The sequence below is a fragment of the Psychrobacillus sp. FSL K6-1464 genome (assembly GCF_038003145.1).
Taxonomy (GTDB): Bacteria; Bacillota; Bacilli; order Bacillales_A; family Planococcaceae; genus Psychrobacillus; species Psychrobacillus psychrotolerans.
Genome location: NZ_JBBOOP010000001.1, coordinates 3,402,916 through 3,415,791, shown reverse-complemented (window position 1 = coordinate 3,415,791; position 12,876 = coordinate 3,402,916). Strand labels below are relative to the sequence as shown.

The following is a 12,876-nucleotide window of genomic DNA, read 5'->3' as shown; positions in this document are numbered from 1 at the left end:
ACTAATACTTGAAGGGAAGTTATTGTTGGGTATAGAAAGAGTAATAAGGAAAGTCAAAGGAGGAAACTTCATGCACTACGTAATAATAGGAGGAGACGCTGCGGGGATGAGTGCGGCAATGGAAATTGTACGTAATGATCCTGACGCTCGAATTACGACACTGGAAAAAGGACATATTTATTCCTATGGACAGTGTGGTTTACCCTATGTAGTAGGAAAACAAGTAGTATCTTCAACGGACGTTATAGCACGAAGTGTAGAAATGTTCCGTAGTAAATACGGAATTGATGCAAAGACAGGATATGAAGTGACCCATGTGGACCCTAACAATAAAACAGTGTCAGGGAATATTCTGCAAACGAGAGATAATTTCATCTTAAGCTATGACCGCTTGCTTATTGCGACGGGTGCTACTCCAGTTGTTCCTAATTGGAACGGTGGGCATTTGTTAGGGATTCATACGATTAAAACCATTCCAAATACAGAGGCAATTATCGCGGATTTAGAAAATGTTCAACAAGTTACTATAATTGGTGGAGGATATATTGGACTAGAAATGGCCGAAAACTTTGCTAGTATTGGAAAAAAAGTACGTATTATACAAAGAGGAGATCAGCTTGCCGGTATATTTGATCACGATATAGCATGTTTCATACATGAACATGCAAAGGCTCATAATGTAGAAGTGATATTAAATGAAGAGGTTCAATCTTTCACGGGAGATACGAGAGTAAGTGATGTGAGGACAGATAAAGGAAGTTACCCTACCGATTTAGTTTTAGTTGCCACAGGGCTTAAACCTACAACGGGTTTTTTAGAGGGAACTGGCATTCAATTGCACCATAATGGAGCGATTGTAGTAAATAATTTTTTAGAAACGAATTTGGACGATATCTACGCAGCAGGAGATTGTGCAACTCATTTTCATCGTATTAAACAACTGAATGATTATATTCCTTTAGGAACAACTGCTAATAAACAAGGGCGAATCGCTGGATTAAATATGATAGGTCAAAGGAATGAATTTAAAGGAATTGTTGGCACATCCATCATGAAATTTTTTGATTTGGCTCTTGGAAAAACTGGTTTGTCTGAGAAAGAAGCGGAGCAGCTCGGTATTTCCTATGACGTGCATACGCAGGAAGCCACGGACATTGCAGGGTATTATCCAGGTAAGGAAACGATGCATATGAAATTGATTTACAGGAAGGATGACCAACAAATTTTAGGGGGTCAAATTATTGGAGGAAATGGTGTAGATAAAAGGATTGATGTATTAGCAACTGCACTTTATCACCATATGACCTTTTCCGAGTTATTGGATCTTGATCTTGCATATGCCCCACCATTTAATGGGGTTTGGGATCCCCTGCAGCAAATGGCAAAGCGAAGTACTACCAAAAAAATATAACAGTAATGTTGACTATTTGAATTTTGTTGCATATACTTAGAAAAATCAATTAGTAACAAGCGAAGAAAAGGACATGGATCATTTAAATACTTCTTATCAGAGAATGGGGTCACCGACTGAAAGCCCTTAAAGAAATGCAAATGATTTACCACCTTGGAGCAATTATGGGGAACACATTTATGTAATTATCCATAATCGGGAAACCGTTATCTTACATGAGCGCAACAGAACTTTTATGTTGCAAATTAGGGTGGAACCACGACCACACTCGTCCCTTTACCGGGATGGGTGTGGTCTTTTTGTATATAAATTTAATATTCAAGCGAAGAAAAGGATATGAATTGTTTTAACTTTCTTATCAGAGAATAGGGTCACTGACTGAAAGCCCTTAAAGAAATGCAAATGATTTACCACCTTGGAGCAATTATGGGGAACACATTTATGTAATTATCCATAATCGGGAAACCGTTATCTTGTATGAGCGCAACAGATTTTTTTGTGTTGCAAATTAGGGTGGAACCACGACCACACTCGTCCCTTTACTGGGATGGGTGTGGTCTTTTTTGTTAGGAGAAAAATAGTAAATGGAGGAATTAAAGTGAAAGCAGAAGAAAGAGTAAGTCATCAAAATTTAGGGCAACAATTAGAATTGTTCATGTCGATGGAGGAAGCACCAGGAATGCCGTTTTATTTACCAAAAGGGATGATACTACGTAACGAACTGGAAAACCTGTGGAGAGAAAAGCATCAACGAGCAGAATATCAAGAGATTAAAACTCCTATTCTGATGAAACAGGAGCTTTGGGAAAAATCAGGGCATTGGGATCACTATCATGAAAATATGTATTTTGCAGATGTAGATGACCAAAAATATGCGATTAAACCAATGAATTGCCCTGGAGCTGTTTTAATCTTCAATAGCAAACGAAGAAGCTATAGGGAGCTTCCGGTTCGATATGCAGAACTTGGATTAGTCCACCGCCATGAACTCTCTGGATCATTGAATGGATTATTACGAGTCAGAGCTTTCACTCAGGATGATGCTCATCTGTTTGTATTGGAGGAGCAGATCGAAAGTGAGATAGCGAAGGTACTAGACCTTGTGGATGAGTTTTACTCGGAGTTCGGCTTTAGCTATAAAGTAGAGCTATCCACTCGACCAGAAAATTATATGGGATCAGTAGAGGTTTGGGATCAAGCAGAGCAAGCGTTGGAAGCAGTTCTTCAGAATAAGCAGGTAGAATATCAGGTAAACGAAGGGGATGGAGCATTTTATGGTCCGAAAATCGATTTTCATATATTAGATGCATTGGGACGTAGCTGGCAGTGCGGTACTGTTCAACTAGACTTTCAAATGCCTGAAAAGTTTGACTGTAAGTACATCGACGAACACAATCAATTGCGACAACCCATTATGATTCATCGTGCAATTTACGGTTCTATTGAGCGATTCATGGCTATTCTATTGGAGCACTATCAAGGTAGCTTTCCGCTGTGGTTATCTCCGGTTCAAGTTAAAATATTACCAATTGCCGATGCACATAAAGAGTATGCAGAGAACGTAAAGTGGCAACTTGAGCAAGATGGGTATCGAGTAGAGATAGACAACCGGGTAGAGAAAATCGGATTGAAAATTCGTGAAGCTGCAATGCAAAAACATCCGTATATGCTCATTATTGGGGATCATGAAATGGAAAATGGCGCAGTTTCTGTTCGACAACATAGAGTAGGTGTATTGGGAGAAATGAGTTTTTCAGCCTTTATAGAGAAATTAAAAGAGGCTAGGAAAGGGTGAAATATTAAATATTGTCATACTAAAAGGATTTTCGGCTATATATAACGAATGAAACTCTATGGAGGTCGTATAATGGCAAAATGGATGTTATTGTTTGCAGGAATCGCTATTATAGTTGGAAATGCATGGGGAATATATTCAATGTATCAGCCAAAGGTGGGGCCAATTGGAAATGGAGAAATTGCCAATTCTGTCTGGGTCAGTATTATTTTCAGTACGTTAGCTGGTGTAATAGCAATTGCCCAATTTGTAGCTTTACTTATCCATGATAATCATAAAAAAAGATTTCCAACATTAGAAACTGAACGATTTATATTGCGCCCCATTGAAATTAGTGACGCAAAAGAGGTTTTCTATTATTTTTCAAAAGATGAGGTTACGAAGTATTATGATTTGGACACATTTGAAGACGTTAAAGAAGCAAAGGTATTAATAGGAAATTGGCAAAAGAAATATCTAAAAAAAGAGGGGATTCGCTGGGGGATTGCTACGAAGGAAGAGAATAAAATTATCGGTAGTTGTGGATATCATAATTGGGAAAAGAAACACTTTAAAGCAGAGATTGGTTTTGAAGTGGCACCAGAGTTTTGGCGTAAAGGCATTATGATAGAGGTGTTACAGCCCATTTTACGTTACGGATTCGAGTTAATGGATTTAAATCGTATTGAAGCCCTCTTTGCTCCTGATAATATAGCATCTAAAAAAACGCTAGAAAAAGCTGGTTTTGTTTATGAAGGTACTTTTCGAAAATCTGCGTTTGAAAAAGGACGCTTTTGTGATGAGGCAATTTGTTCCTTATTAAAAAAAGAGTTTGTGCAGTAGCACAAACTCATTAATATCTAACCCAGCTAAGTCCTGTTGTTCCTTCCCCAGCATGTACTCCTACACAAGCGCTAAGAGGAAGGACAATCACTTTTAGTTTAGGGAATTCCAGTAGCAATTCTTCTTTCCAAGTTCTAGCATCGGTCGTATTATTGCAGTTAATAACCGCAACCTCTGGAACATTGGATATTTTCATATCTTTACGAAGTAAGTTCATTACATACTTCTTAGCTCTCTTATCTGCACGAACTTTTTCTTTCATTACGACTTTGCCGTTATCGAAAGAAATGACTACTTTTATATTTAGAAGATTACTTAGAAAAGCTTGAGTACCTGAAACACGACCGCTTTTATGAAGCTGCGTTAAACTAGATGGAATAAAGGATAACTCGGAGTTATTTGTCATATTTTCAATATGAGTGACTACTTCCTCTATGTCATGATTTGCTTCTATCATATGCTTGCCGACTTCTAACATTTTGCCCATTGGATAAGATCCTATTTTAGAGTCAATTGAATACACTTTAAAATTTGCTATTTTTGAAGCAGTTTGTGAGGAATTATAGGTTCCTGATAATTCACTGGATGTGTGCACTGCAACGGCACAGTCGTATCCTTTTGCTTTTAAATCTTCATATAATTGCACCATCTCTCCAATTGGAGGTTGAGAAGTTTTTGGATGAATTTTTGCTGTGCGTAACTTGTCATAAAATTCGTCGTGAGTCATATCAATTGTTTCTTTAAAAGCACCATCTTCAAATACGATATTTAAGGGAAGGACATATATATTATGTTTTTCAATGAAAGTTGAATCTAATAATGCGGCAGTATCAGTAATCCAAGCAACTTTTTTCTTCATAATGTAGAACTCCTTTTTGTGCAATCTTATTAGTGCTAATTTACATGAGACATTATATTAGCAATAGTGTTATATGTCATGTTTTGTCGATATTTCGGAATCTAGTACATATTTTGAACATAATTACGTAGGAAAGTGAATTATGAAGTGGGGCCTTCTACTGTAAAGAGTTATACAAGTGCATGAATTATATAATGATAGATATTGCTTGGAGGTATGAGAATGGAGTTAAGACAACTAGTAGCAGAAGACGCGAGTGCTTATTGGGAGTTAAGATTAGAAGCATTGAAAACAAGCCCAGAAGCCTTTGGAGCGAGCTATGAAGAGGCAATGCGACGAGACAATCCAATTGAACGAGTAAAGGGGAATTTAAGCGTAAAGGGAAATTATACATTTGGGGCGTTCGATCAATCTAAATTAGTAGGAATGGTCACTCTTGCACAGGAGAGTAACTTAAAAATGAAACATCGTGCAAATATTTTCGCTATGTATGTCAGTCCAATCGGCAGGGGGCAAGGGACAGGCAAAGCACTAATGAGATTGGCCATTGATCAAGCGAGAGAGAGTCGCGAAATTGAAAAGATAAACCTCTCTGTAGTAACAAGTAATGAGGCGGCAAAGAATCTGTATCTTCAACTAGGATTTAAAGTATTTGGGACAGAAGACATGGCATTAAAGGTTGGGGATACTTATTACGGTGAACATCATATGTCACTAATATTGAATTGAGCGGAAGGAGGAAACGAAATAAATTCTCACATCATCGAAGAAATTGTAAAATGTATGCCAATAAACGAATTTGATTCGACCATTCAGAAGGTGCAGACAGAGCATCGACTAAAGCTAGTAGACTTTTGGAATATTAAAGAAGGTAGCAAAGTGCTAGAAATTGGCTGTGGACAAGGAGATACGACAGCAGTTTTGGCTTATACAGTTGGAGAGACAGGATTTGTTCATGGAATCGATATAGCTTCACCGGACTATGGCAGCCCAGTTACTTTAGGTAATTCAATGACCTTCTTAAAGAACTCGCCCCTAGGAAATCGGATTAAGGTAAATTTTGAATTGGATATCCTTCAAGCAGAAGTGGATTTCCCTGAAAAATCTTTTGATTATATTGTGTTGTCTCATTGTTCTTGGTACTTAAAATCACCGGAAGAATTCCTGGGAATGTTAAAGAAAATCCAAAAATGGACAAACGTATTATGCTTTGCCGAGTGGGACACGAGAGTTCAGACTAATGAGCAGCTTCCACACTTCTTGTCAGTACTCATCCAAGCTCAATATGAGTGCTTTGTAGAAAACAGTTTAGTTAATGTTCGAACGTTATTTACACCTAAGGACATTCAACAAATTGCGGAAAAAGCTGGTTTCGAAATTACAACGGAAAAAATTATCGACTCTACTCATCTTCAAGATGGCAAATGGGAAATAGAATATACATTAACAGATTATAAAGAATTAATAGAAGCTGCCGACCATTTACCTATCAAATATAAAGCTTTAATACAATCAGAAATGCATCTATTAGAGGAAGCAAGAAGTCAAAACAAATACACATCACTGAACACATACGCATTCACAGCAAGAATAGGAGAATAAAATGAAAGAGTTAACAGAAGAGATAAAGAGATTCCGGGACGAACGAGGTTGGGGAGGAAACCACGATGCTCGTAGTCTTGCTATTTCAGTATCATTAGAAGCAAGTGAGTTATTAGAGCATTTCCAATGGGTTACTGCAGAGGATGCGATAAAAAAAGACAAGCAGGCAATTACTGACGAAGCAGCAGATGTATTTATTTATCTTTTGCAATTTGCTGATGTGCTCGGAATTGATTTAATAGAGGCTGCACAGCAAAAAATGAAGAAAAATGCTTTGAAATATCCATTACCTGAAGACAACACTGTACTTATAAGTGAAAAAAGTTGACCCGTTATCGGTCAACTTTTTTTTGTTGAAACCATTGAAAAAATGACATTAATAATAGCGCAGTAATAGCCCCAGTTGTATCCAACAAGACATCTTGAAGAGAAGCTGTACGACCACTTGTAAACGATTGTCGAAATTCATCGGCAACAGCAAGAAGCATAGTGATCACAACTGTTGTAATTTTAAGATACTTAAATGGAGGTAACGCAATATAAATGGCTAAAGCAATGATTCCAAAATAAACAAAATGGGTACCTTTTCTTATCAAAAATTCTACAAAAGCATAGTAGCCACGCTCTTCCACAGAAACGAGAATGCCCCAGTATGGAACTTCAAAAATACGAAGAAAAGATTCTAATGGTTTGTTAGGAAGCCATGCTTTTAAGACATCCTGCATAGATTGCTGTTCAGCTGGCTGCCCTGATGCCAAAAATACAATAACAAGTAATATTAAAAGCGGGATAAGTTTTTTCATATACTGACATTAGCACAAAACTGGTGAGTTTACATGCATGAAAATTATTGTGCCTGCTAGGGAGTTGGCTATGATAAACTAATAGTAAGTGAATAATTTTCGCAGGGAAAAGGTGCTAACTTGTTAGCTTAATTTGGGAATTCGGTTAAAATCCGAAGCTGTTTCCGCAACTGTAAATGCTGATGAAATAAGAAAAATACCACTGTTGACTAGTCAATGGGAAGGTTCTTAGAGTAAATTGATGCATAAGCCAGGAGACCAGCCTTTTCTTGAACGTATAGATACTCTTCGGAAGTTAAGGGATTGTACGGCACGTTTCTATTTTTCTGTTTTTTTATCGTTAAATAGGTATCACGCCGCCCTTATTTGGGTGGCGTTTTTTTTGTGCTGTTAACTAACAAAGTATTATATGCTTGAAAATTCACCAATAAAAGGAAAGGAGGAGAAGTAATGAAAAAAGATATTCGCTATATTTGCTATCCGTTTATGCGTGAAACACCTTCTACTGTAGATTTTGAAATCCGTACAGATTCGTTGACTACTCGTATTGGATTAGCAGCTTCTTTAACAAAGGATATACCAAAGATTTATGAGGATCTGATGTATTTGGCACCAATGGCTTACCATTTAAACGGGTCTGTTCGAGGGAAGATAGCCATTTCAGAAGACGATTTACAAGTTCTAAGTGATATGTACGATTTCTATGTAGAGGAAGTAAAAGGTAGAGTAGATATATTTGTACTACCACAGGGTACGACTGCGACTTGTGAATTACATGTTTGTAGAAGTGAAGCAAAAAAGTCAGTTAGAGCTCTTCATAAAGTTTCGTTAGAAAGAGAAATTCCTGAGATTTTGTTTGACTATGCACAGTTATTAGCAAATGTGTTGTTTGTGATGGCAGTTTATGTGAACAAACATCATGGAGTGGAAGAAATTCAATTTGTCAGTAAATCATATCCAATGAGAAAAAAGAAACAACTGGAGGAATAATACTATGAAGAAAAATTATTTATTTAATTGGTTGTCGGTGCTGCTATTTTCATTCTTGCTTGTAGGGTGTTCTGCGGAAGAGAAGACAACTGTGGAAAAACAAGAGGAAGTAGTAGAAGAAGTAAAAGAATACACAGTAACTGATGATGTAGGAAATGAAATTACATTCGAAGAAGTACCCGAAACGATTGTTTCTCTTCAACCGAGCAATACAGAGATTCTTTTTGCTTTAGGTGTAGGAGATAAAATTGTAGGAGCAACAGATTATGATACATATCCTGCAAAAGCACTCGAAATAGAGCGAGTATCGGATTCAGTTGCATTTAATGCGGAAAGAATTACAGAACTGAACCCAGATGTAGTAATAGCGTATACAATTGGCCAAGAAGAAGCATTGCAACTTCTGGAAGATGCCGGATTAAAAGTCTTTGTAATTGAGTCTGCAACTTCTTTTGAAGATGTATACGAAGATATCGAGCAATTGGCTACTGTAATGGGCATTGAAGAAAAAGGGCAAGAAGTTATTTCTTCTATTCAGGATACTATTCAAGGAGTTCAAGAAAGAGTAAAATCTGCTACTCCATTAAAAAAGGTATATTATGAAATTAGCCCATCTCCAGATATTTATACAACTGGTAGTAAAACATTCCAACAAGAAATTTTAGCAGCAGCATCGGTCGACAATGTATTTAGCGATCAAGAAGGTTGGATCAGTGTGTCAGAGGAAGATGTTACGGTCAAAAACCCAGAAATTATTTTAACAACTGCAAATTATTTAGATGATGCACCTGGAGAGATTAAATCTCGTGCAGGGTGGGACAAAATACAAGCCGTACAAAACGATTCAGTCTTTTTAGTAGATGGTGACGTTATTTCTCGACCAGGGCCTCGTATTGGTGAAGCAGTGGAATTGATTGCTAAAACAGTGTATCCAGAATTATTTCAATAAACTTAAAGCCTCGTCCTAATTTAGGATGAGGCTTTTTGGGTTTAATATTGAAAAAAGTATACTGCTACATGACTCACCAAGTAGTACTTGTGCTCTGCAGATCGTTCCTATTATTTAATCGGTATCCAAATTTCTGAATAGCAGTTTTCGCTGGAAGGATCATCATCGGAATACACTTCTAGCTCCGGTGTCCCTGCGGGTTCATATGGATTAGAGGGGAACCACTCCGCATATATTTGTTTCCAGGTATTTTGCATAGCATCTGGCATCGGACCGTGCACCTCAAATACAACCCATTTAGAAGCAGGGATTGTAATAGCTGATAAGTTTTCCGGTACTTCACCTACATAATCTGTTGCAATCCAATAATCAATTAAGCTATTCTCTCGATAAGCTGCGTCTGCAACACAAACACCGAGTACACCCTCAATGCCTCCGTTGTTTAATTGAAATAATAAATCATTTGTTCCATCTGCATGTACATCATTCCAAAACAAAGGAATACCCTGTGTATTTTCTCCATTCTTACAGTTGTATATTCTTTTCACTCCAACAGCTTGAAAGCTTTCCTTTTCGACAATTTTATACTTCATTGGTTCTGCCCCCTTTAAATTTACCTGAATGATCAAGCGGTTATAGGAATTTATTTTCCCTATATTTTTTCTTGCTTCACTAGGCGTAATTCCGTGTTGTTTACGGAATGCTTTTGTGAATGATTCAGGAGTGTCGTAGCCGTATTTGTAGGAGACGTCAATTATTTTATTGTCCGTATTAAGCAGTTCTTGTGCAGCCAAAGTTAGTCGTCTTCTTCGAATATAGTCTCCTAGGGACATATCCGTTAAGATGGAAAACGTTCGTTGAAAATGAAAAGCAGAAGAATTAGCTTCCTTAGCAATTTGTTTCATAGATAGATCCTCTAGTAAATGATCCTCTATATAGCTTATTGCCTGTTGAATCGACTCTACCCACCCCATTGACTTCACTCCTTATATGTATCTTAGTGGAATACATAGAGGCAATCCTGTCATTTTGTGCTTTTATGGGACTGCCTATTCTTCTGTAATTAGCTCGATAATTTCTTTAGGACGAACATCTAAAGAGGAAAGCTCTTTAACGTCCAACCATATTGGTTCATAGCCACCCCTATGAGGAGAAGGATCCGTATATTCTTCTCCAATACCTGGTCCAAATTTCCCTCCAATTATATCTGCTAGGAAAAAATGTTGAGTGCCGCTTTGTTCAATAACTTTAAAGGGGCGCTGGATTCTTACATGTACCCCAATTTCTTCAAATGTTTCCCGGATCGCTGCTTGCTCTGGAGTTTCGCCTTTTTCTAATCCCCCACCAGGAAATACATAATAGGTCATATGAGGTTTCGTACGCTTAATGAGTGCTACTCGTCCGTTTTCAATAATGATAGTTGCTCCACGATCTCTCATTTTTTCTCACCATCCTATAAAGATTAAGTTATTTTATATTATATATGAAAGAAGACAAAGAAGAGGTATGGAAGAGTGGGTTTTTGTTTAAAGGATATTTTGAATGTTTGTCTAATAGTATGAGTAGAACGTATTATTCAAAAAGGAGGGATTGAATGGAGAAGAGCGAACTTCTTGAAAAGAGAATAGAGGAGTTAGAGAAACGGATTCTATTTTTAGAAGACCAAATACATATTAAACCATCTACCTCAGCACCTCACCGACCTGTCATTCAACAACAAGAACAAACGAAGGAACCTGTGGAATGGGATGTGTTAATCTTTCAGAAAATACTTCCCCCTTTATTTATTGTCGTATTTATAATGGGAGTAATTTGGGGATTCAAAGCAGTGTCGGATTATGGCTTTTTACAACCAATCGTAAAAGTAATTATTGGGTACATTGTTGGTTTTGTATTAATCGTGTTAGGTATATGGCAAATTAATAAAGGTCGCAAGAATTTAGGGCATATGCTTCTTGGTGGGTCTATTCCGATCCTAATGTTGACCACTTTTGCAATGCATCAACTATATGATATATCTGGACCAACCATAGCTTTTATTCTCAATCTTATGTGGATAACATTAGGGGTATTTCTTACTTTTAAATACCGCTCGCAAGGGATCGGTATTGTTGCTATAGTAGGGGGCGTATTTGTTCCATTTTTGATAAAGAGTACTTCACCGAATATCCCTTTATTTTCTGTATATGAAACAGTTCTTTTTACGGTATTTTTATGGATTGCCTTAAAATATTCCTACAAGGTATTATATTTTATTTCGATCGTTTTCTTACAGGTAGCAATATTAGTATTCTTTATTTTTACAAACGTACCTGATGGATATAAATGGATCGCAATGCTTCCTATATTCGTGCAACATGGTGCATTATTGGCTATTCTTTTGAAAACAAATCAGATGCTAAAAGAACAAGCATACACTCTATTTTCCATTATGCTTTTAACTGCTATATGGATTCGTGTAATATTCACAGATAACGAAGCAACGGTTTTAATGACCATTATTACGCTCATCTATGGGGTTTGTTATTATGTATATCGTGAGGACTCTGTTCGTGCACCTATTTTTATCGCAAATGCATCTGTTACTTTGCTAAATATAATGCAACTTCAAATAGACAATTTATTATTTGAAGGAATTATTGGATTTATCTTCATCTACTTTTTCATCTATAAAAAGTTCAAACATATATTACACCTTATTCTTTTGAGTATTAGTTATATCGTGGCTTTCTACAAAGTTCTATCTTTTTCTATTACGGGCTGGGTATCCTGGGAAATGCTACACTGGACAGTGTTTTTAATAGGTACAGGGTATGGAATCTATTTGTTAACAAGGCTATTTAAAGATAAAACTATTTTAAATATCGGCGTATCTTTTGTTGCAATTATGCTTCTATACTACTTGCACATGATTGCTGTCTTAGTTTCTGGGGATAGTGGAAGCAATATGGAACGGGTCGTTACTAGTTCGTTATGGATTATCATGGCTATATTATTTATGGTCTTTAATCGTATTTCGTTGCCTCAAGGTAAATACGTCGGTGTCAGTATTTTATTTGTAACGTTAGCAAAAATTATATTATTCGATATTTCATTTGTCTCTGTAGCTATTAAGGCATTATTATTTTTAGTTCTAGGCGTGGTTGGACTCCTCGTATCACGGGCTTATTATAAAAAGTAGTTATAGATTGGGGATAGAAAAAATGGCTAAATACGAAGCTAAGATGAAAGAAACAGATGCTGATGTAATTGAATTTATAGAGGCTGTCGATCATCCGAAAAAACGAGAAGACGCTTACAAGCTTTTAAAAATTTTTGAACAGACTTCAGGCTATGAGGCTAAAATGTGGGGACCGAGCATTATAGGTTTTGGAACTTATCATTATAAATACGCTTCAGGTCACGAAGGGGATGCTCCTTTAGTGGGCTTCTCGCCGAGAAAAGCAAAGCACAGTTTGTATATTGCATCGGGAGAGACGACGCGAGATGAAACACTTAAACGACTGGGAAAGTATACAGCGGGAAAATCATGCGTGTATATAAATAAAGTCGAAGATATAAATGAAGATGTTTTGAAGGAAATGATTAGAAATGCCATAGCGTTTATACAAGAACTATATCCAAATCAATAGTATATTAATGGAA

At 36.9% G+C, this 12,876-nt stretch carries 14 protein-coding genes, 1 riboswitch and 2 other annotated features; of the genes, 10 read left to right on the top strand and 4 right to left on the bottom strand.

Going from position 1 to position 12,876, the window contains the following annotated elements:
- Positions 1-70: 70 nt before the first annotated feature.
- From MKX39_RS17325 to MKX39_RS17315, 3 genes are all read left to right on the top strand, one after another.
- Positions 71-1,411, top strand: coding sequence for an FAD-dependent oxidoreductase (locus MKX39_RS17325; RefSeq protein ID WP_340770720.1), 1,341 nt, complete (start codon positions 71-73; stop codon positions 1,409-1,411).
- A 53-nt stretch (positions 1,412-1,464) separates the two neighbouring features.
- Positions 1,465-1,690: a binding site (T-box leader), on the top strand.
- A 37-nt stretch (positions 1,691-1,727) separates the two neighbouring features.
- Positions 1,728-1,953, top strand: a binding site (T-box leader).
- Between the two features lie 5 nt (positions 1,954-1,958).
- A complete protein-coding gene (thrS, locus tag MKX39_RS17320; protein WP_445678033.1) occupies positions 1,959-3,206 on the top strand; it encodes a threonine--tRNA ligase in 1,248 nt (415 codons plus the stop codon).
- Between the two features lie 72 nt (positions 3,207-3,278).
- Positions 3,279-4,028, top strand: coding sequence for a GNAT family N-acetyltransferase (locus MKX39_RS17315; RefSeq protein WP_245762708.1), 750 nt, complete (start codon positions 3,279-3,281; stop codon positions 4,026-4,028).
- 10 nt (positions 4,029-4,038) lie between these two features.
- Here the strand turns inward: MKX39_RS17315 and MKX39_RS17310 are convergent, their stop codons facing one another.
- Positions 4,039-4,887, bottom strand: coding sequence for a DegV family protein (locus tag MKX39_RS17310; RefSeq protein WP_340770719.1), 849 nt, complete (start codon positions 4,885-4,887; stop codon positions 4,039-4,041).
- Positions 4,888-5,109: 222 nt separating this feature from the next.
- Between MKX39_RS17310 and MKX39_RS17305 the strand changes: the two genes are divergently transcribed.
- From MKX39_RS17305 to MKX39_RS17295, 3 genes are read left to right on the top strand one after another with little or no spacing between them, the layout of a single operon-like run.
- Positions 5,110-5,616: a GNAT family N-acetyltransferase gene (locus MKX39_RS17305; protein ID WP_340770718.1), complete on the top strand. Its 507-nt coding sequence runs from the start codon at positions 5,110-5,112 to the stop codon at positions 5,614-5,616.
- A 54-nt stretch (positions 5,617-5,670) separates the two neighbouring features.
- Positions 5,671-6,489 (top strand): methyltransferase domain-containing protein, encoded by an 819-nt coding sequence (locus MKX39_RS17300; RefSeq protein WP_340770715.1) that lies wholly within the window; start codon positions 5,671-5,673, stop codon positions 6,487-6,489.
- Position 6,490: 1 nt separating this feature from the next.
- Positions 6,491-6,817 (top strand): nucleotide pyrophosphohydrolase, encoded by a 327-nt coding sequence (locus MKX39_RS17295; protein WP_340770713.1) that lies wholly within the window; start codon positions 6,491-6,493, stop codon positions 6,815-6,817.
- Positions 6,818-6,821: 4 nt separating this feature from the next.
- Here MKX39_RS17295 and MKX39_RS17290 read toward each other — a convergent pair whose 3' ends face one another.
- Positions 6,822-7,292: a VanZ family protein gene (locus MKX39_RS17290; RefSeq protein WP_340770711.1), complete on the bottom strand. Its 471-nt coding sequence runs from the start codon at positions 7,290-7,292 to the stop codon at positions 6,822-6,824.
- A gap of 93 nt (positions 7,293-7,385) precedes the next feature.
- Positions 7,386-7,573: riboswitch (cobalamin riboswitch) on the top strand.
- Between the two features lie 169 nt (positions 7,574-7,742).
- Here MKX39_RS17290 and MKX39_RS17285 point away from each other — a divergent pair.
- Positions 7,743-8,282: a hypothetical protein gene (locus tag MKX39_RS17285; protein ID WP_340770709.1), complete on the top strand. Its 540-nt coding sequence runs from the start codon at positions 7,743-7,745 to the stop codon at positions 8,280-8,282.
- A gap of 4 nt (positions 8,283-8,286) precedes the next feature.
- A complete protein-coding gene (locus tag MKX39_RS17280; RefSeq protein ID WP_340770706.1) occupies positions 8,287-9,231 on the top strand; it encodes an ABC transporter substrate-binding protein in 945 nt (314 codons plus the stop codon).
- A 110-nt stretch (positions 9,232-9,341) separates the two neighbouring features.
- Here the strand turns inward: MKX39_RS17280 and MKX39_RS17275 are convergent, their stop codons facing one another.
- Positions 9,342-10,205, bottom strand: a complete 864-nt coding sequence (locus MKX39_RS17275; protein ID WP_340770704.1) for an AraC family transcriptional regulator — start codon at positions 10,203-10,205, stop codon at positions 9,342-9,344.
- Positions 10,206-10,280: 75 nt separating this feature from the next.
- Entirely contained in the window at positions 10,281-10,670 is a 390-nt protein-coding gene (locus tag MKX39_RS17270; protein WP_093537434.1) for an NUDIX hydrolase, read from the bottom strand.
- 155 nt (positions 10,671-10,825) lie between these two features.
- On the opposite strand from MKX39_RS17270, the gene MKX39_RS17265 reads away from it, so the two are divergent.
- Positions 10,826-12,412, top strand: a complete 1,587-nt coding sequence (locus MKX39_RS17265; protein WP_340770702.1) for a DUF2339 domain-containing protein — start codon at positions 10,826-10,828, stop codon at positions 12,410-12,412.
- 22 nt (positions 12,413-12,434) lie between these two features.
- The gene (locus tag MKX39_RS17260) at positions 12,435-12,863 is read left to right on the top strand and encodes a DUF1801 domain-containing protein (RefSeq protein WP_340763864.1); all 429 of its coding nucleotides are present in this window, start codon (positions 12,435-12,437) and stop codon (positions 12,861-12,863) included.
- Positions 12,864-12,876: the final 13 nt, after the last annotated feature.

What these genes read in the sequence shown, in the direction of transcription:
- MKX39_RS17300 (WP_340770715.1), top strand. Translation starts at nt 5,671, where the DNA reads ATGCCAATAAACGAATTTGATTCGACCATTCAGAAGGTGCAGACAGAG.
- MKX39_RS17270 (WP_093537434.1), bottom strand. Translation starts at nt 10,670, where the DNA reads ATGAGAGATCGTGGAGCAACTATCATTATTGAAAACGGACGAGTAGCA.
- MKX39_RS17325 (WP_340770720.1), top strand. Translation starts at nt 71, where the DNA reads ATGCACTACGTAATAATAGGAGGAGACGCTGCGGGGATGAGTGCGGCA.
- MKX39_RS17280 (WP_340770706.1), top strand. Translation starts at nt 8,287, where the DNA reads ATGAAGAAAAATTATTTATTTAATTGGTTGTCGGTGCTGCTATTTTCA.
- thrS (WP_445678033.1), top strand. Translation starts at nt 1,959, where the DNA reads ATGGGTGTGGTCTTTTTTGTTAGGAGAAAAATAGTAAATGGAGGAATT.
- MKX39_RS17285 (WP_340770709.1), top strand. Translation starts at nt 7,743, where the DNA reads ATGAAAAAAGATATTCGCTATATTTGCTATCCGTTTATGCGTGAAACA.
- MKX39_RS17305 (WP_340770718.1), top strand. Translation starts at nt 5,110, where the DNA reads ATGGAGTTAAGACAACTAGTAGCAGAAGACGCGAGTGCTTATTGGGAG.
- MKX39_RS17275 (WP_340770704.1), bottom strand. Translation starts at nt 10,205, where the DNA reads ATGGGGTGGGTAGAGTCGATTCAACAGGCAATAAGCTATATAGAGGAT.
- MKX39_RS17315 (WP_245762708.1), top strand. Translation starts at nt 3,279, where the DNA reads ATGGCAAAATGGATGTTATTGTTTGCAGGAATCGCTATTATAGTTGGA.
- MKX39_RS17265 (WP_340770702.1), top strand. Translation starts at nt 10,826, where the DNA reads ATGGAGAAGAGCGAACTTCTTGAAAAGAGAATAGAGGAGTTAGAGAAA.
- MKX39_RS17290 (WP_340770711.1), bottom strand. Translation starts at nt 7,292, where the DNA reads ATGAAAAAACTTATCCCGCTTTTAATATTACTTGTTATTGTATTTTTG.
- MKX39_RS17295 (WP_340770713.1), top strand. Translation starts at nt 6,491, where the DNA reads ATGAAAGAGTTAACAGAAGAGATAAAGAGATTCCGGGACGAACGAGGT.
- MKX39_RS17260 (WP_340763864.1), top strand. Translation starts at nt 12,435, where the DNA reads ATGGCTAAATACGAAGCTAAGATGAAAGAAACAGATGCTGATGTAATT.
- MKX39_RS17310 (WP_340770719.1), bottom strand. Translation starts at nt 4,887, where the DNA reads ATGAAGAAAAAAGTTGCTTGGATTACTGATACTGCCGCATTATTAGAT.